Genomic DNA, 18506 nt, shown 5'->3' with positions numbered 1-18506 from the left:
TGTTGATAATAAAGTCCAGCCCAATAGGATTGATGGACACTTTTAGCAGCCCATTCAACAAAGCTTTGTCTGACAAATTTCGAGCATTGCCAACGCCAATGAACCCAACTTTTTTTACCACTTCTTTCTGTTACGGGAGAGAGCCCGGCAAAATTTTGCAGCTGTTGTGCAGTGCTGAAGCGCTCTCTATCGTCACCGATAGCAGCAAGGAGTCGGGGCGCCAAACAAGGGCCAGTTCCTGGTAAAGAGCTAAAAATAGCTGCATCCGGCATTTGTTCAAACAACGTGCGGATTTCTGAATCGTAAGTTCGGATATTGTCGATGGTAACTTTCAATTGCTTAATGACTGACTGGACAAAGCGTTTGTGAGCTTGAATTACTGCTTCATCATGCGTGAGAGGTACAGCTGCCGCGATAGCTTCAAGGCGCTTTTCTGTAAGCGAAACCGCGTTGCCTCCGCGACTTTTAAAGAACTCCCGTATCGTGTTTTCGCGAGAGCGTTTGAGTTCTTGTAGTGACGGCCAACGCAGGAGAAAGTCACAAAACAAATCACTGTCTCTGTGAGAGAACCATTCCAGCGGTTGAGAATAATATTGCTTTAAAGCGTTTATTAATCGATTAACAAATCGCCGCTTATCCTCAACAAGCAAACGACGCTGCTCTACAAGATGAGACAGTACTCTCACTTCGTTACTGCTGGGTTTGAGAGGTTTTACTTTAGATGGATATTTCAACATTAAGTCTAAAGCTATTTCCGCGTCGGTGGGGTCATCTTTTGCGCCGCTAGGAGCAAATGCTTGTCTATAGCGGGCGAGTGACAACGCATGAATTGGGAACACGGTTATAAACGGATATTTCTGAAGTAGATAAACAATCGGACCTCGTGTCAGTTCAACAGCTACGGCGATATTGCCACCAACCTCACTATGAAGCTCGTTTAACCAGCACTCCAGAAACTCCGGAGTATTCTTAATCACCTCGAACCTACGCTTTCCGTTTGCACCAGCTTGAACGCAAACATCGTGCTTTTGATTAGCCCAATCCAGGCCTATGAATGCAGAGAATTTAGCTGTTTGATCGACCATGACGTCCCCCTAACTTTAAGTTCGCTATGTATCTTTACTCTGCGAAATAAATATAGACAGTCGTGTAAAGCGAGCCCTGAGTATTCGTTGTAGAGTAAAGGTGCTTGCTGCTTCGAAGGAAAAGCGGAGATCATTAAAATGATGCTGGCACATTAGTCGTAAACAGCAAGCACATACCTGAACACTATTGAGTATAAGTGACCAGGGTCGAATGACTATACCTGGCACAAAGCAGCCATATACAGACACAAAAAAGCCCACAAATGTGGGCTTTTCATTATTTAGCTTTGCAACCAAACCTACCGGTAGCTGTCCACCGCGGGGCAGCTGCACATGAGGTTGCGGTCGCCGTACACATCGTCGATGCGGTTTACGCTTGGCCAGAACTTGTTCTGGGCCACTGCAGGCACTGGGTAGACGGCTGTGATGCGATCGTATGGACGATCCCAGTTGCTGTCGGTAATGTCTGCAAGCGTATGTGGCGCGTGGTGCAGTGGGTTGTTGTCTTTCGGCCATTCGCCGCTTTCAACTTTACGCACTTCTTCACGGATGCCGATCATCGCTTCAATGAAACGGTCGATTTCAACTTTTGACTCAGACTCGGTCGGCTCAACCATCAAGGTGCCCGCAACCGGGAAGCTCATGGTTGGTGAGTGGAAACCATAGTCTTGCAAACGTTTGGCGATGTCGAGCTCAGTCACTTCAGAACCTTCTTTCAACGGGCGCAAGTCGATGATGCACTCGTGCGCAACGCGGTCGTTACGGCCTTTGTACAAGATTGGGTAGTGACCGCTCAACTTCTTAGCGATGTAGTTGGCGTTCAAAATCGCCACTTCAGTCGCTTTACGCAAACCGCGTGAGCCCATCATGGCAATGTACATCCACGAGATAGGCAAAATGCTTGCACTGCCGTATGGCGCTGCTGACACGGCACCGTTGTTCAAGCCCGGACCATGAATTGGCACTACGCTGTGGTTCGGTAAGAACGGCGCTAAGTGCTTCTTCACACCGATAGGACCCATACCAGGACCACCACCGCCGTGTGGAATACAGAAGGTTTTGTGTAGGTTCAAGTGCGACACGTCGGCACCGATGTAACCTGGTGAGGTTACGCCCACTTGAGCGTTCATGTTGGCACCGTCAAGGTACACCTGACCACCGAACTCATGCACGATGTCACACACGGCACGAATGCCCTCTTCGTACACACCGTGGGTCGATGGGTAAGTGACCATAGCGCATGACAAGTTCTCGCCCGCTTCTTCAGCTTTGGCGCGGAAATCGTCAAGATTGATGTTACCGTTCTTGTCACACTCAACCACCACAATCTTCATGCTCATCATCTGTGCTGACGCCGGGTTGGTACCGTGCGCAGAACTTGGGATCAAGCAGATGTTACGATGGCCTTCGCCATTGCTCATGTGGTACTTCTGAATGGTCAGAAGACCCGCGTACTCACCTTGTGCACCTGAGTTCGGTTGCAATGACATCACGTCATAACCGGTAATATCGACCAACCAAGTCGACAACAACTGCAGCATTTCGTGATAACCGGCAGCTTGATCTTCTGGGCAGAATGGGTGCAACTGACCAAACTCCGGCCAAGTGATCGGGATCATCTCAGCAGTGGCGTTCAACTTCATCGTACATGAGCCCAATGAAATCATGCTGTGGTTCAAGCTTAAGTCTTTGTTCTCAAGCTTTTTGATGTAGCGCAGCATCTCAGTTTCTGAGTGGTGCGAGTTAAATACTTCGTGGGTAAGAATCTCGCTTTCACGCTGCAAGGCGGCTGGAATTGAATTCACGTCACCTGAAGCGGCACGTGAATCTAGCACGTCCAACTCAAGACCGTGGTCATCGCCAAACAAGGCAGTGAACAGGTTCTCAACGTCGGCACGGGTTTTCGCTTCGTCCAAGCTCACGCCGAACTGGTTGTCACCGTCGACACGTAAGTTCAACCCGTGCTCAACCGCACGTTTGATGATCGCGTCTTCGCTGCCTTCAAGTTTGAAGGTTAAGGTGTCGAACCAGTGGTTGTTGACCACTTTCACGCCTTTCTCTTGCAAGCCTAGTGCAACGATGTCAGTTAAGCGGTGGATACGCTCAGCGATGGTACGCAAGCCTTGTGGACCGTGATACACGGCGTAGAACGACGCCATGTTGGCCAACAATACCTGCGCGGTACAAATGTTTGAGTTCGCTTTGTCACGACGGATGTGCTGTTCGCGGGTTTGCATTGCCATCCGCAACGCCAGGTTGCCGCGTGAGTCTTTCGAGACGCCGATAATACGGCCAGGCAATGAACGCTTGTACTTATCACGGGTCGCGAAGAACGCTGCGTGAGGACCGCCGTAACCCATAGGTACGCCGAAACGCTGCGCCGAACCAAGTACCATGTCAGCACCCATTTCACCCGGTGACTTCAACATCACCAAGCTCATGATGTCGGCAGCAACCGCAACCACACCTTTCTTCTCTTGTACCGCAGCAATCAAATGCTCCAGTGAGTGCAACTCACCGAAACGGTCTGGGTACTGGAACAAAGCACCGAACACGTCGTGTTGTGGCGCTTCGCTTGCTGGTGCAACGATCACTTCAAAGCCAAACATCTCGGCGCGGGTTTTCACCACGTCGATAGTTTGTGGGTACACGTTGTCAGCAACGAAGTACGCCATTGCTTTGCTTTTGCTGACGCGCTTGGCCATTGCCATTGCTTCAGCGGCAGCGGTCGCTTCGTCCAACAATGACGCGCTGGCGAGCTCTAGGCCGGTCAAGTCGATGGTCATTTGCTGGAAGTTCAAAATCGCTTCTAAGCGACCTTGGGCCACTTCTGGCTGGTACGGCGTGTATGCCGTGTACCAACCTGGGTTTTCCAAGACGTTACGTAAGATAACGTTCGGCACTAAAGTGTCGTAGTACCCCATACCAATGAACGAGGTCAGAACTTTGTTCTTCTTGGCAATGCCTTGGAGCTTCGCTAAGGCTTCAACCTCAGACATTGGCTCACCAACTTGTAAGAAGTCATCGCGTAGGATGTTCTCTGGCACCGTGTCCTTGGTTAAGGCTGCGAGTGAATCTACACCTAATTCGGCCAGCATTTCAGCCTGTTCATCGGCGCTTGGGCCAATGTGACGGCCAATAAACTCGCCATGATTCTCTAACTGCTTAAGCGTTGCTTTGGTCATTTACTTCTCGTCCCTTTATTCAGATGGTACAGGGGTATAACGATAGGGTTAGGAAAGCAAAACCCCGGCGTAAGTGACCGGGGTTTGTGCATTCCATTGCTAACTTAGTCTTCGTCGATAACTGCTTGATAGCCTTCAGCGTCAAGCAAGCTTTCAACTTCAGACGGGTCTTCCGCCTTAATACGGAACAACCAACCGTCGCCATATGGGTCGCTGTTTACGGTTTCTGGTGCGTCTTCGAGTTCTTCGTTGATCGCAACAATTTCACCAGCGATTGGCGCGTAGATGTCTGATGCAGCTTTGACTGACTCAGCAACCGCTACGTCGTCACCTGCAGATACGGTGTCGCCCACTTCTGGCAACTCAACAAATACCATATCGCCAAGCAAGTCTTGTGCGTGCTCGCTGATACCTACGGTGAAGGTACCGTCGCCTTCGTTACGTACCCACTCGTGCGTCGATGCGTATTTTAACTCTTTAGGAATTGAGCTCATGTTCTGATCCTCAGGTTAGTTGTTCTGCGTAATAAGTGCTTAAACCAAGGCCTTACCGTTGCGGACGAAGCCAGGCTTCACCACGCTAACTGTAACGAATTTCTTGCGCATTTCCACTTCAGCGGTGTCGCCAACTGAGTTCGGTACGCGTGCCATGGCAATCGAAAAACCAAGGGTTGGTGAGAAGGTACCTGACGTGATCACGCCTTCACCACCGTCCACAACTACTTTCAAACCTTGACGCAATACGCCTTTCTCGCGCATTACCAAACCGACCAACTTGTCGTGGCCTTCGGCTTTTTGTTTCTCTAGCGCTTCACGGCCAATAAAGTCGCGGTCGCTTGGTTCAAACGCCACACTCCAGCCCATGTTGGCTTCAAGTGGTGTGACATTCTCATCCATATCTTGACCGTACAGGTTCATGCCGGCTTCTAAACGCAAAGTATCACGCGCGCCAAGACCACAAGGCTGTACGCCAACGTTCAATAGGTCGTCCCACAACTTTTCCAGTGCGTGCGCAGGTACCACGATTTCGTAGCCTGCTTCGCCGGTGTAACCTGTGGTCGCGATAAAGAAGTCGCCTACTTGTTCCGACATAAATGGCTTCATGCCATCAACCTGTGCAAAGGCTTCAGCACCCAGCACCAACTTCAACTTGTCGGCAGCTTTCGGGCCTTGCAGCGCCAGCATGCCAAGTTCAGTTTGTTCAGTGATGGTGACTTGGAAGCTTTTCGCTACCGCGTCAATCCACGCCATGTCGCGCTCGCGGGTCGCTGAGTTGACCACCAAGCGGAACGATTCGTCAGAGAAGAAGTACACGATCAAGTCGTCAATCACGCCGCCTTTTTCGTTCAACATCGCGCTGTATTGTGCTTTTCCTGGCACGGAAACTTTGGCGATATCGTTGGCGAGTAACTTGCGTAAAAAGGCTTTGGCTTGCAAACCGGCCACATCAACGATGGTCATGTGTGACACATCAAAGACGCCTGAGTCTTGACGCACAGCATTGTGCTCTTCAATTTGCGAACCATAATTCAGCGGCATATCCCAGCCGTGAAAGTCGACCATTTTTGCGCCCGCTTTTACGTGAGCATCATAAAGAGGAGTACGATTTGCCATGACGACAATGTCCTGTTATCCAGAAAAATGATGGCGCAATTATAAGACTCAAACACGCTGGCAACAAATTAAAATTCCTTATGCTATTATAAGTTTTCCAAATAATGTTTTTCTTACTATTGTTTTTGCAAATACTAAGGCGATGCCATGCAACAGTTACCCATGGATAGTTTACGTGCGTTTGTGAGTGTTTATGAGCTACAAAGCTTCACTGCTGCCGGGCAACAACTCGGCCGTTCACAACCAGCAATAAGCCTGCAATTACAAAGACTTGAAGAAATGTTAGGAGTGCGTTTATACGCCCGTACCGGCGGTCGTATTCAGCTCACTACCGCTGGTGCCGAGTTACTCGATACCGCCCGCGCCATGCTCAACTTGAATGACCAAATTATTGCGCGGCTCACCGAGCCCGAACTCAGCGGCCGCGTCCGCTTAGGTCTTACCAGTGAGTTTGCCAGCAAGTTATTGCCGCAAGTCTTGGGGCAATTTGCGCAAGGCTATCCGAACGTTTCTTTGGAGGTAACTTCAGCGCTGAGTCGGCAGCTGGTTGCCAATGCCGATGACTTTGATGTCATCATTGCCTTAACCGAGCAAGGCGGCCAAGATGCCGCGCAATTGGTCAACCCCATGCAATGGTTAGAGCTGCGGCAAGAGCCTTTGGTGTGGGTCGGCAACACGGAAAGTCAGCTGTTGCCATCGCCGCTGCCTTTGGTGGTGGCACCTGAAGGTTGTATTTATCGCCGTCGCGCCCTGCGCGCTTTGCGGCAAACCGGCATCGCCTCGCGGATTACCTATACCAACACTGACTTTAGTGGTCTTACGGCGGCCATTGAAAGCGGCCTTGGCATTACGGTGCTGGCACAAAGTACCCTGCCGAGCCATTTGGAGAAGTTGCATCGCACGGCCGATGGCACGGCGTTGCCAGAATTAGGAGAGGTTGGCGTGATGTTGTCCAACCGCGCCGCTGAAAACTCAGCAGCGCAACAATTGGCACAGTTTATTCAGGAACGGATTTAAGATTGGGTTAGCCTAACGCGGCCTGCACTAACAAACGCTTGAGTGGGCCAACCTTATCGGCCACGCGAAAACCAATCCCGCGCACCACTTTCAGCAATGGATTAGCACTACCAAAGCCGCGCTTGAAGCTTTCCATGGCGCTGATCATTTGCACCGCCGCCACTTTACGCTCACGTTCCCAATTGCGCAGCTCTTTGTGCGCGAAGTCATTGGCGGTCACCTCAAGCAAGGCAATCACATCGCCAAAACCTAGGTTCGCGCCCTGCCCCGCCAGCGGATGAATACTATGGGCAGCATCACCAATCAACAGCAAGCGCTGCTGTACCCACTGCTGGGCGTATTGCATGCGTAATGGGAAATACCCTCGCGCGGACACCACTTCCAGTTGGCCAAGGGCTTGGTCACTGACGGCTTGCAAACGGTTGGCAAAGGCTTGATCGTCAAGTTCCCGTAGTTCGTCAGCCAAGGCATCGTCCGCCGACCATACTAAGGAGACTAAATTAGGCTCACCTAACGGCAGCCACGCGACCGGGCCTGTGGGTAAAAACACCTGTCGGGCGCAACCACCGTGAGGTTGTGCACAACGGATCACCGCCACGCAGCCAGTTTGTTCATAATCCCAATAGGTGATCGGCAAACCTGCCGCTTGCCGTAATGGCGAACGGTTACCATCGGCGGCAATCAGGTAGTCGCCAACGATCGTGCTGCCACCCGCAGTCACACTGACCTGGTCGGCACTGATTTCATGCGCGGTCACGGTCGTCTCTGGGCGTAACTCAACCCCAACTTCGGCGGCGCGCTGCCACAAATGATGTTCCAGTACGCGGTTTTCGACAATGGCACCAAGATCATCTTGCTGCACTTCGCCGGCATGAAAGTGAATGCGCCCGAAGCTATCGTGGTCCCAAACTTCCATTGCGGTATAAGGACCAAGACGCTGTTGCGGCAACTGTTGCCAGACGCCTAATTGCGTTAATAAATCACGACTATGGTGGGCAATGGCGCTCACCCGTAATTCAGTGCTGTCACTGTAACTCGGCGCTGGACCGCGCTCGAGCAAGGTGACCCGATGGCCTTGCTGACGCAAGCCAATGGCGCTGGCTAAGCCAATCATGCCGCCACCGACAATAATAAAGTGTTGGGTCATGTTACTTCTCCTGCGCGCGAACGCCGCTTGGCATTTGCGCTAAGCCCATGGTGCGACGGGCGAAAGCTTGGCGTAATGGCGGTAAGGCATCTAAGCCCAGTAAGGCGAGGTTACGGGCACAGGTCAGCGGCCAGTGCTGATTAGAGAAACCGCGCACCAGCATATCGGTTAAGCCAATAATGCTGTTGTAATCACCTTCGCGTTGTTGCCAGTAATCGGCCAGCGTGGTGTAACTGCCAACGTCGGTCGCGTGCGCCAATTGCTGACTCAAGCAGATGGCATCACGCACGCCAAGATTAAAGCCCTGCCCAGCAATCGGGTGCAAGGTATGCGACGCATTACCAATCACCACCACGCGATGGGCAACGCTACGCTCCGCAAGATGTAACTTCAGCGGGTACTGAAAACGCTCGCCGACACTAAGAATACGCCCAGCACGATAGCCAAACGCTTGTTGTAATTCAGCGACAAAAGTCGCCGCTGACCACTGTTGCATCACCTCTGCTTGCGCTTCGGTGACACTCCACACCAGTGATGCTTGTTTGTTCGGCAGAGGTAGCAGCGCCAGCGGACCTGTCTCGGTAAAGCGCTCGTAGGCCCAACCGTCCATATCACGTTCCAGCTGCACATTAGCAATAATGCCAACCTGCCCGTAGTCGGTGGTCTGCATCTGAATACCAACGGCTTCGCGGACAAACGACTGCTGTCCATCTGCGGCAACCACTAAACGGCCAGCCAGTTGCTGAAGCTCAGTCTCACCGGCAAGTGTAACGGCAACAAAGTCGCTGTGTTGCTCAAGTTGACTCACGCGCGCACCGGCGAACCAAGTCACATTGGCGAGCTCGGCGATGGCATCATAAAGCACGCGATTCAGTGCGGCAGCCGGTACCACTTGTCCCAGTGCCGCAACGCCTTCTTGTTCAGCGTGCAAACGGGTGGCACCTAGGTAACCACGATCACTCACATGAATGTGCTGAATCGCTTCGGACACCTCTGTCAACGGCTGCCACAACTGTTGGCGCTGCAGCAAACCAACGGTTGCCGCCGCAAGCGCTATGGTGCGCTTATCAGGCACAGGTCCCTGCGGTTGTGGTTCTACCACCACAATCGAAAGGTCAGGCCGTTGTCGAGCCAACAGCACTGCAGCCAACGAACCGACAAGGCCGCCACCAGCAATTATCACATCATGAGTTACTTGCTTTGCATCCACGCTTCAATCTCTGCCACTGTTTTTGGAACCTCATCGGTGAGGTTCTCATAACCATCTGCGGTGATTACCACGTCATCTTCAATACGAATACCTAAGCCACGCCAACGCGGATCAATGTCTTCGGCATCCACCGGAATATACACGCCAGGCTCAACGGTAATCACCATACCGGGCTCGAACGGTAACACTTTATCCGTTTGCGGAGCTTGACCTACGTCATGAACATCGAGACCTAACCAGTGGCCTAAGCCATGAATAAAGAAACGCCGATAGCTCGCTTGCTGCCAGTGCGCATTCACTTTGCCTTGTAAAATACCCAGCGCCACTAAACCTTCGGTGATCACAAAGGCGGCGGCTTCATGCGCACGCTCAAGGGTCGAGCCGGGCTTCACCGTCGCCAACGCCGCTTCTTGTGCTTTCAGCACCCATTCATACAAGGCGCGCTGATCATCACTAAAACGCCCATTCACTGGAAAGGTACGGGTAATATCCGCGGCATAGCCCTGATACTCAGCGCCAGCGTCAATCAGCAACAAATCACCGTCACCCATTACCGCGCTATTTTCGGTGTAATGCAAAATGCAGGCATTGTCGCCACTGCCGCAAATGGTGCCATAGGCTGCAGCGGCAGCGCCTTGCATGACAAATTCATGCTCTAACTCAGCCGCGACTTGATACTCAAAACGTCCCGGTGCGGCAAAACGCATGGCGCGCTTATGGGCGTCAACACTAATACGCGCAGCTTCACGCATCACCGCAATTTCAGCGTCTGACTTGCGTAAGCGCTGAGCATGCAACCACGGCGACAAATGCTGCCACTGCGACGGCGGGTACACGCCGCGCCGCGCTTGTTGGCGCAGTTCCGCCGCCAGTTCTTGGCAATGCGCGGTAAAAGCTTGGTTGTCATGGTCGGTAAACACCAGTTCCACCCCATCAAACAAATGCAGTAAATGTTCATCGAGGTCATCAGCGTCATAGGCCACATCAACGCCAAGCGTTGCAACCGCAGCGGCTGTCCCCAGCCGACGGCCGTGCCATACTTCTTGCTGGGGATCTTTAGCTTGGCAGAACAGTTGTACTTGGCAGTCGGCATGGGGCGCCAACACCAAACAAGCGTCAGGCTCGTTGAAACCGGTCAGGTAATAAAAATCGCTGTTTTGTCGAAATGGATACTCGGTGTCATTACTGCGCGTTTGTAAGCTCGCGCCGGGGATAATCGCGATGGCCGTTTGCGGTTGCTCCGCCAGCCATTGGAGCAGCGCCTTGCGGCGCTGTTGATACTCAGAACGTGGCAACGTAACCGCCATGTGGACCTCGCTCTCTCAGTTATTCGTAAGCTGCAAAATTAGTGTAAAGTTTTATTGGTCTTGCATTCCGTATTGGCGTTTTTGCCCAGCTCGTTAAAGCACAACATTGCGGAAATACGCAAGTACTCCACAATCTCAAAATAAGCGCGCTCAGCTTCTTCGTCGTCGTCGACTTCGAGATCTAATTTGGCAATTTCAACCATGTCATCAATGGCTTCACGCAAGTCTTCTGACAGGCCCGCGAGGTTGGTCTGATTCACCCCAAACCCCACCAAGAATGACTGTACCCATGCTGTCAGTGCCTGCAACCGCTCTTGCAATGGCGCGTGATCACTGGGTAGTTCGAGTTGGAAGCCAAGATCTGGGTCATGCAGGCTGGCGCAGCTTTCTGCGGCCAATTCTTTAATCGTTTCGCGCACTGCTGGCGGCAACGACTGCCCATCGTTAATCAAATCACTAAGTAGCAATAACCATTGTTCGCCTTCAATGCTCGCCCCGCCTGCGACCATGCCGGTCAACAAGCCATGAATTTCAGCGGCATTGGACAACAAACCGCTACGCTCAAACAGCTCAGTGAGGCGGTCATAGCGTTGGGAACTGGTTTGATCCTGTGATGATTCAATTTTCTTATCTGACATGCGTCACTTTTCCATTACTTTACGTTGCTAAGCATCCTACCACTGTCAAACCTTTCAGGCTAGCTGACAACGCCCCACAAGGCATGTCATAATAGCGCCCGACGTCGTTAATTAATCAGCAAGGAATCTCCGACATGAGTCAACGCACCATGGACATCAAGTTGATGGACCGTTACTACAAAGTGAATTGTCCCGAGGGACAAGAAATAGCTTTGCAGCAAGCGGCGGACAAGCTGAATCATAAACTAGGACAGATTCGGCAGGCCACGCGCCTTAGCCACCCAGAACAAATCGCGGTCATGGCAGCATTGAACTTATGTCATGAAGGCGCGCGTCTTGAGCACGAACAACAGCAGCGCATTCGTGAACTCGAGGAAAAAATTAAATTGCTGCAAGAGACCCTTGAGCAAGTCACCAGTGACCAGCGTCCGGGTCGTCACAACAAATCGTAACCAGTTAGGATCACCTGGGGTGTGCGCCAGCACGCTAATGTCCCTGAGCCGATGTCATCAGTCCAGGGGCTCACCGAACGGCTATTGAGCAAGCTCGACCCGTATCGAGAAGCCTACGGCCGCTAGATTGCGCCCCGCCTTGAACCAGTGGGTTCAAGGGCCAAAGCACGCAGCGGCACCTTGGGTGATCACCCTTTCTTCGCGTCAGCCACAATCTGGCGCACATCGCTTAACAACTCTTGTGCGTCATAAACAATGCCATCTTTGATGGTGTAGCGAACGCCTTTGGTACGCATCGGCTGGTTGTTGTCGTCAAGTTTGAAGTGACCTGTGCCGTACAGCACTTTAAAGTTGGCTAAAGGGTTTTCAGCCACCACCACTAAATCCGCTTTTTTGCCCGGCACAATACTGCCAATGTCGTGTTCAAGACCCAGAGCTTCGGCGCCATTTAGGGTCGCCGCTTGCACCACTTCTAATGGGTTCAAGCCAGCTTCACGTAACAATTCCAACTCACGCACAAAACCAAAACCATAGATTTTGTAAATGTAGCCAGCATCCGAGCCTGTGGTAATACGGCCGCCGTGATCATGAAAATCATTCAAGAACTGCATCCACTTCTGGTAGTTCTTGCGCCACGCAACTTCTTCTTCGGTGGTCCAATCGAACCAGTACGAACCATGGGCATAGCGGCTTGGCTCAAAGAAGTCCCACAACTGCGGCAACGTATACTCATCATGCCAAATCGCTTGACGCTCGCGCATTAAATCGCGACTGGCTTCATAAATGGTTAAGGTTGGGTTGATGGTAAAGTCGAGCGCAATCAATTCATCACGCACCGCATTCCAACGCTCACTGCCCGGCTCCGCAGCTTGCGCCCACAAGCGCCCCGCTGCGGCAAAGCGATCTTGTTCATTGTTGTAGTTATAATCGACCGGGTAATCTTGAATCACTTGCTCGGTGAACAAGGCCTCAGGTAAACCATACCAATGCTCCATACTATCCAACCCGAGCCGCGCCGAGTCGACCACATTGGTACGCACCACATTTAACTGGGCGTGGTGCATCATGGTACCGAGCCCTTGCTTTTGCGCTTCATCTAACGCCGCCGCAATGATCTCAGGGCGCGCACCAAAAAACTTAATGCCGCTTGCGCCTTGGCGCTTAATACCACGCACCCAGTCACGGGCTTGCTCAGGTTTAAAGATCGGCTCTTCGGCCCCCATACCATACCCGACATAGGGAATAATACGGGGCGCGACAATGCTGTTCTCAGCTGCTTGCTGTTGATGCCACTTAGTCCACTCAAGGCCGTTAAAACTGCCCGGTTCACGCACTGTAGTGATGCCGTGCGCCAACCATAGTTTCAACACGTATTCGGCCGGAATGCCCTCGGCCGAACCACCAATATGACCGTGCATTTCCACCAACCCGGGCAATACGTAGTGACCCGTCAGATCCATTTCTTTGTCATTGGGGCCAGCCTTAGGGCGACGTTCTGGCAAAATGGGCACGCCCGGATGCCCAACACTCACCACGTTCTTGATCCGGTCATTTTCGATAACAATATCGACCGGCCCTTGCATGGGCGCCCCTTCGCCATTAATCAAATTCACCCCGCGTAAGATCAAGCGCTGATACGGCCCTTCACCTTGCTCACCGCGCGCTGGAGCTTTGGGTGGTGCGGCTGCCACGAAGCTGGTTGCCACTAGTGCTGAGGCTGAAACAAGCGTAGTCAGGAACCGTTTCATCATGCTATAACTCACTCTATGAAAAAGAATTTCACTCAGAATAGCAGCGACTCCGAACGACAGCAATTGCGCAAACAGTTGCTCACCAGACGTGGCCAACTCACCAGCGCCGAGCGCCTTGCTGCAGAACATGCGGTTGAACGCCAGCTCCTCGCGCTGCCAGAGCTCCAGCAGCCTTGTCGCATTGGCAGCTACTACAGTGTCCGTGCAGAGCTACCGACCCAACGTATCAACGCCACCTTGCAGGCGGCCGGTCATCAATTGGCACTACCGGTACTACACCCCATTGTGCCGCGCCATTTGCTGTTACTGCATACCGATGACAACACCCAATGGCATCGCAACGACTACAACATTCCAGAGCCAGCGCTGCGCTGCCAAGATGTGGTGCCCTTGCAACAGGTCGACATTCTGTTGGTACCTTTGGTCGGGTTTGACGCGCAAGGCAACCGCATGGGCATGGGGGGTGGTTTCTATGACCGTACCTTGGCCGGTTGGCGCGCGGGTCATTTCCCGAATTTGCAACCGATTGGTTTAGCGCTGGACGAACAATTTGTCGAACAGTTGCCGACCGCCAGTTGGGACGTGCCGTTACCAAGGGTAATTTGCCCTGCAAAAGTGTGGGACTTTAGGCGCTAAACTTGTATACTAAAACGCCATAGCCCACTCACTCAGGAAGCAGGCATGGCTACCTCCCAAGAACAGCTCAAACAACGTGCTGCACAAGCAGCTTTTGACCTTGTCAAAGAACAATTACCCAAGCAAGCGGTAATTGGCATTGGCACAGGTTCGACCGTCAATTACTTCATCGACTTACTGGCCGAAATCAAAGACGATATCGATGCTGCGGTTTCAAGTTCTGAAGCCTCCACCGCGCGTTTAAAACAGCATGGCATTCCTGTGCTGGACCTGAATGCCGTCAGTGAAGTTCCGATTTACGTTGATGGTGCCGATGAAATTGACGAGCATTTGCGCATGGTTAAAGGTGGCGGTGGCGCGCTTACACGCGAAAAGATCATCGCCGCAGTCGCTGATACTTTTATCTGTATTGTCGACAGTAGCAAGCAAGTGGGTCGGCTTGGCAGCTTTCCAATTCCAGTGGAAGTGGTGCCCATGGCACGTTCCTACGTTGGCCGTGAGATCGTCAAACTTGGCGGTGACCCGGTATGGCGTGAAGGTGTTGTCACCGATAATGGCAACTGGATCATCGACGTGCATAACTTTGATATCCTCGATCCGATCCATCTTGAACAACAACTGAACTCAATTGTTGGTGTGGTAACCAACGGTCTCTTCGCTCAACGCGGCGCCAACATCGCCATTGTTGCTGATGAGAATGGTATTCAAACAATTAAGTGAGTGACATGACACAAGTATCTTTGGCGAAAGAACGCATTAAAATCTTATTACTCGAAGGAGTACACGACAGCGCAGTAGAAGTGTTGAAACAACAGGGCTACCACTCTATCGAGTACGTCAAAACCTCATTGGACGAAGACGAGCTGTGCGAGCGCATCAAAGATGTGCACTTTTTAGGCATTCGCTCGCGTACGCACCTTACTGAGAAAGTCTTTGCCGCCGCGGAAAAACTGATTGGCGTCGGTTGTTTCTGTATCGGTACCAACCAAGTCGATCTGAAAGCTGCACGTCAGCACGGTGTCGTCGTCTTCAACGCGCCGTTCTCGAACACCCGTAGTGTGGCCGAGCTGGTCTTAGCTGAAATCATTATGTTATTGCGCCGCGTACCTGAGCGTAACGCCGCTGCGCATCGTGGGGCTTGGGATAAATCGGCAGCAGGCTCGTATGAGGCCCGTGGCAAAGTGCTTGGCATTATCGGCTATGGCCATATTGGTAGCCAGCTCAGTATCTTGGCCGAGCAACTCGGTATGCAAGTGCGTTTTTATGACATCGAAACCAAGCTTCCGCTTGGCAACGCCCACGCCGTTGGCAGCCTCGATCAGCTTTTGGCACAAGCCGATGTGGTGACGTTACACGTACCAGAAACAGCACAAACCCAGTGGATGATCGGCCCTGAGCAAATTGCCGCAATGAAGCCTGGCGCGTTACTGATCAACGCTTCACGCGGTACCGTGGTCGACATTGATGCGCTTGCTGAAGGTCTGCGTTCAGGTCATCTCGCCGGTGCTGCTATCGACGTTTTCCCGGTCGAGCCGAGCAGTAACAACGACGAATTCATTTCGCCACTGCGCGAATTCGACAACTGCTTGTTAACGCCACATGTGGGCGGTTCAACTCAGGAAGCCCAAGAGAACATTGGGGTGGAAGTAGCTGGTAAACTGGCGCACTACTCAGATAACGGCTCAACCTTGTCGGCAGTGAACTTCCCTGAAGTATCACTTCCCGCGCATGGTGGTGCACGCCGCTTGTTGCACATTCACCACAACAAGCCGGGTATTTTGACCAAAATCAACCAAATTTTGGCCGAACAAGACATCAACGTTTCAGGTCAGTACCTACAAACTGATGCGGATATCGGTTACGTGGTTATCGACATTCAAACGCCAAAAGGCAGCAGCATTGCTGATGATTTATTAGCGACGTTGCGTGCTATCGATGGCACCGTACGGGCACGTGTCTTGTACTAAGCTGTTCGCGAGTCGGTGGTTTGCCATCGACTCGCCAATCGCCTTACTAGCCCGCCTGTTGCAAATGCGTTGGCAGTAATGCCGCAGCGTCCTCATCAATAATCACTTTCAAATTACGGTGTTGCTTCAACACCGACGCCGGTAATTGCTCATCCACCCCACTGGCATAGAGTTGCGCGATGATGTCAGCTTTGCGCTGTCCTGTGGCCACTAAGATCACTTCGCGCGCTGCCATGATCTCGCAGATCCCCATGGTAATGGCGTGGGTCGGAACCTCTGCCGCATCGGCAAAAAAACGTAAGTTGTCCTGCCGTGTTTGTGCCGTCAGTTCAATCTCGTGGGTGTTGCAATCGAAGGGGGTGCCCGGCTCGTTAAAACCGATATGGCCATTGCTCCCAATCCCCAACAACTGCAGATCTAAACCGCCCGCTGCGGCAATTTGCTCAGAATACGCCTGGCATTCTTCCGCACTGTTGCGACAATTACCATCGGGCAAATGCACTTGCGACGGTGCAAGCCCAAGCGGCGCAAACAAATGTTGCTGCATAAAGTAATGGTAACTCTGCGGATGTGCTGCGCTTAAGCCCACGTACTCATCTAAATTAAAGGTCGTTAGCTTCTCCAATGGCAGCGGCTGTTGTTGCAGCTTTGCCACCAAGGCCGCGTAAATAGGCTCCATCGTGCCGCCTGTCGCGAGCCCGAGCACCGCTGCAGGTTTTGCTTTGATGTGTTGATAGACAAGTGTGCTGACCAAATCCGCAACAGCTTGTGGGGTGGGAACAACAAGGAACATTGGGCATCCTTTCCAAAAACATCAATCTGAAGAGGCGTCAGTATAAACACACCGCAGAGAAAGGCTCAATGGAAAGCGATAAAATGACGACGAGGGTCGGCCATTGTCGCCAGCCGCCCTCGTCTCAAGCATGAGATTAATCTTGCTCTTTTTTGCCGACCGCGCGCGCCATCGACTCCGGTGATACGTGACGTACGTCTTTACCTTTCACGAAGAAGATAATGTACTCAGCAATGTTCTGACAACGGTCACCAATCCGCTCCAGCGAACGCGCCGACCAAAGTACATTCATCACCTTTGGAATGCCACGCGGGTCTTCCATCATGTAGGTCATCAATTGACGCGTTAAGGCTTCGTACTGACGGTCCGCTTGCGCATCCATTTGGTGCACATCATAAGCGCTGTCCAAGTCCATCCGCGCGAAGGCATCAAGCACACCGTGCAACATGCTCAGCACGTGCTGACCAAGATTTTCCAAGCTCACCAAGAATTGCTGATGATCATTGTTGAAGCTCTCCAAAGCAACACGTGCGATGCGCTCAGCTTCGTCACCAATACGTTCGAGATCAGCGATGGTTTTAAAAATCGCAATCACCAAACGTAAGTCGCTCGCCGCCGGTTGGCGCTTGGCGATGATCTGCACACAAGCTTCATCTATCTGCACTTCTAAGGCGTTGATTTTATAATCACGCTGCAGAATTTGCTCCGCCAGTTCATGGTCAGAGGTCTCAATCGCCAACAACGAGTCACGCAGTTGCTGTTCAACTAAGCCGCCCATGGTCATCACCTGGGTACGCACTGCATCAAGCTCGTCATTAAACTTGCCGGAGATGTGCCGGCTCATATTTAACTTATCCATACCCCTCTCCTATTAACCGTAACGACCGGTGATGTAATCTTCCGTCTGCTTCTGCGTTGGTGTGGTGAATAAGGTATTGGTATCGGCGTACTCAATCAACTTACCCATATACATAAACGCCGTTTGGTCAGAAACCCGCGCCGCTTGTTGCATGTTATGCGTAACAATGACGACCGTATACTGCTCTTTCAACTCGGTGATCAACTCTTCAATGGTCAAAGTTGAGATTGGGTCCAACGCCGAGGTTGGCTCGTCCAAGAGCAATACTTCAGGCTCAATCGCAATCGCACGGGCAATCACCAAACGCTGTTGCTGACCGCCAGAAAGACCAAAAGCACTGGCATTCAAACGATCTTTCACTTCGTCCCAAAGTGCTGCACCTTTCAATGACCGTTCGACCACTTCATCAAGGGTACGGCGATCGTTGACGCCTTGCAGACGCATGCCATAGACCACGTTCTCATAAATAGACTTAGGGAACGGGTTCGGGCGCTGGAACACCATACCGACACGACGGCGCAATTCAGCGGCATCGACATCTTTGTCGTAGATGTTTTTTTCATGCAGCAGAATTTCACCGCTGACCTTACAAATCTCAACCAAATCATTCATGCGGTTGATGCAACGCAAGAGCGTTGATTTACCACAACCTGACGGGCCGATGAAGGCCGTCACACGGTTCTTCGGAATCGCCATGGAAATGTTATGCAGCGCTTGAGCATCGCCATAATGCAGATTCAGGTTGCGAATTTCCAACGCGGTTTGTGCCGCGGTTAAGTTGTCCAAATCAAGACTTTCTGTCTGTTGGTTTGTCGGAGTTACCGAAATCATAGTAAGACCTTTCGC

General features: G+C 52.0%; 17 protein-coding genes and 1 other RNA gene. 6 read left to right on the top strand and 12 right to left on the bottom strand.

The genetic code is table 11. From position 1 onward, the window contains the following. The 4 genes from G535_RS0104240 to gcvT all read right to left on the bottom strand — a co-directional run. On the bottom strand, window positions 1–1085 hold a 1085-nt coding region (locus G535_RS0104240), incomplete at its 3' end, for an IS110 family RNA-guided transposase (protein ID WP_026860933.1). A 299-nt stretch (window positions 1086–1384) separates the two neighbouring features. Continuing rightward, window positions 1385–4270, bottom strand: a complete 2886-nt coding sequence (gene gcvP / locus G535_RS0104235; protein WP_026860932.1) for an aminomethyl-transferring glycine dehydrogenase — start codon at window positions 4268–4270, stop codon at window positions 1385–1387. Window positions 4271–4374: 104 nt separating this feature from the next. Continuing rightward, on the bottom strand, window positions 4375–4764 hold the full coding sequence (gcvH, locus tag G535_RS0104230; RefSeq protein WP_026860931.1) for a glycine cleavage system protein GcvH: 390 nt from the start codon (window positions 4762–4764) through the stop codon (window positions 4375–4377). Window positions 4765–4803: 39 nt separating this feature from the next. Beyond that, window positions 4804–5883: a glycine cleavage system aminomethyltransferase GcvT gene (gcvT, locus tag G535_RS0104225; RefSeq protein ID WP_026860930.1), complete on the bottom strand. Its 1080-nt coding sequence runs from the start codon at window positions 5881–5883 to the stop codon at window positions 4804–4806. Window positions 5884–6030: 147 nt separating this feature from the next. Here gcvT and G535_RS0104220 point away from each other — a divergent pair, with 147 nt between their 5' ends. Beyond that, window positions 6031–6900: a LysR family transcriptional regulator gene (locus G535_RS0104220; RefSeq protein ID WP_026860929.1), complete on the top strand. Its 870-nt coding sequence runs from the start codon at window positions 6031–6033 to the stop codon at window positions 6898–6900. A gap of 7 nt (window positions 6901–6907) precedes the next feature. On the opposite strand, the gene G535_RS0104215 is transcribed toward G535_RS0104220, so the two are convergent. The 4 genes from G535_RS0104215 to G535_RS0104200 are packed head-to-tail and all read right to left on the bottom strand — an operon-like array spanning window position 6908 to window position 11202. Continuing rightward, entirely contained in the window at window positions 6908–8047 is a 1140-nt protein-coding gene (locus G535_RS0104215) for a UbiH/UbiF/VisC/COQ6 family ubiquinone biosynthesis hydroxylase (protein WP_026860928.1), read from the bottom strand. Window position 8048: 1 nt separating this feature from the next. Continuing rightward, window positions 8049–9257, bottom strand: a complete 1209-nt coding sequence (ubiH, locus tag G535_RS12840; RefSeq protein ID WP_034727585.1) for a 2-octaprenyl-6-methoxyphenyl hydroxylase — start codon at window positions 9255–9257, stop codon at window positions 8049–8051. Beyond that, window positions 9239–10564, bottom strand: coding sequence for a Xaa-Pro aminopeptidase (gene pepP, locus G535_RS0104205; RefSeq protein WP_026860927.1), 1326 nt, complete (start codon window positions 10562–10564; stop codon window positions 9239–9241). Before pepP ends, ubiH begins: the two co-directional genes overlap by 19 nt. A gap of 38 nt (window positions 10565–10602) precedes the next feature. Continuing rightward, entirely contained in the window at window positions 10603–11202 is a 600-nt protein-coding gene (locus G535_RS0104200) for a UPF0149 family protein (RefSeq protein ID WP_051206943.1), read from the bottom strand. Window positions 11203–11336: 134 nt separating this feature from the next. On the opposite strand from G535_RS0104200, the gene G535_RS0104195 reads away from it, so the two are divergent. Beyond that, a complete protein-coding gene (locus tag G535_RS0104195; protein ID WP_026860925.1) occupies window positions 11337–11654 on the top strand; it encodes a cell division protein ZapA in 318 nt (105 codons plus the stop codon). 8 nt (window positions 11655–11662) lie between these two features. Then, a non-coding RNA gene (ssrS, locus tag G535_RS14025) (6S RNA) lies at window positions 11663–11845 on the top strand. On the opposite strand, the gene G535_RS0104190 is transcribed toward ssrS, so the two are convergent. Further along, window positions 11843–13405: an amidohydrolase family protein gene (locus G535_RS0104190; RefSeq protein WP_126775205.1), complete on the bottom strand. Its 1563-nt coding sequence runs from the start codon at window positions 13403–13405 to the stop codon at window positions 11843–11845. The genes ssrS and G535_RS0104190 overlap by 3 nt on opposite strands. A 15-nt stretch (window positions 13406–13420) precedes the next feature. On the opposite strand from G535_RS0104190, the gene G535_RS0104185 reads away from it, so the two are divergent. Genes G535_RS0104185 through serA form a run of 3 tightly spaced genes read left to right on the top strand, consistent with a single transcriptional unit; the run spans window position 13421 to window position 16008 of the window. Next, window positions 13421–14041 carry a 5-formyltetrahydrofolate cyclo-ligase gene (locus tag G535_RS0104185; RefSeq protein ID WP_034727581.1) on the top strand — a complete coding sequence of 207 codons (621 nt, stop codon included), beginning with the start codon at window positions 13421–13423 and terminating at the stop codon, window positions 14039–14041. Between the two features lie 45 nt (window positions 14042–14086). Next, window positions 14087–14761: a ribose-5-phosphate isomerase RpiA gene (rpiA, locus tag G535_RS0104180; protein ID WP_026860922.1), complete on the top strand. Its 675-nt coding sequence runs from the start codon at window positions 14087–14089 to the stop codon at window positions 14759–14761. A gap of 5 nt (window positions 14762–14766) precedes the next feature. After that, window positions 14767–16008: a phosphoglycerate dehydrogenase gene (gene serA, locus G535_RS0104175; RefSeq protein WP_026860921.1), complete on the top strand. Its 1242-nt coding sequence runs from the start codon at window positions 14767–14769 to the stop codon at window positions 16006–16008. A 46-nt stretch (window positions 16009–16054) separates the two neighbouring features. On the opposite strand, the gene nagB is transcribed toward serA, so the two are convergent. The 3 genes from nagB to pstB form a co-directional block, all read right to left on the bottom strand. Beyond that, the gene (gene nagB / locus G535_RS0104170) at window positions 16055–16801 is read right to left on the bottom strand and encodes a glucosamine-6-phosphate deaminase (RefSeq protein ID WP_026860920.1); all 747 of its coding nucleotides are present in this window, start codon (window positions 16799–16801) and stop codon (window positions 16055–16057) included. Window positions 16802–16937: 136 nt separating this feature from the next. Next, window positions 16938–17660, bottom strand: a complete 723-nt coding sequence (phoU, locus tag G535_RS0104165) for a phosphate signaling complex protein PhoU (RefSeq protein WP_026860919.1) — start codon at window positions 17658–17660, stop codon at window positions 16938–16940. A gap of 12 nt (window positions 17661–17672) precedes the next feature. Continuing rightward, the gene (gene pstB / locus G535_RS0104160; protein WP_026860918.1) at window positions 17673–18491 is read right to left on the bottom strand and encodes a phosphate ABC transporter ATP-binding protein PstB; all 819 of its coding nucleotides are present in this window, start codon (window positions 18489–18491) and stop codon (window positions 17673–17675) included. Window positions 18492–18506 lie beyond the last annotated feature (15 nt).

It is taken from the genome of Pseudidiomarina sediminum DSM 21906, assembly GCF_000423165.1.
In the GTDB taxonomy this organism is placed as follows: Bacteria; Pseudomonadota; Gammaproteobacteria; order Enterobacterales; family Alteromonadaceae; genus Pseudidiomarina; species Pseudidiomarina sediminum.
The sequence above is the reverse complement of the archived record's forward strand: the minus strand, read 5'-3'. Positions and strand labels throughout refer to the sequence as shown.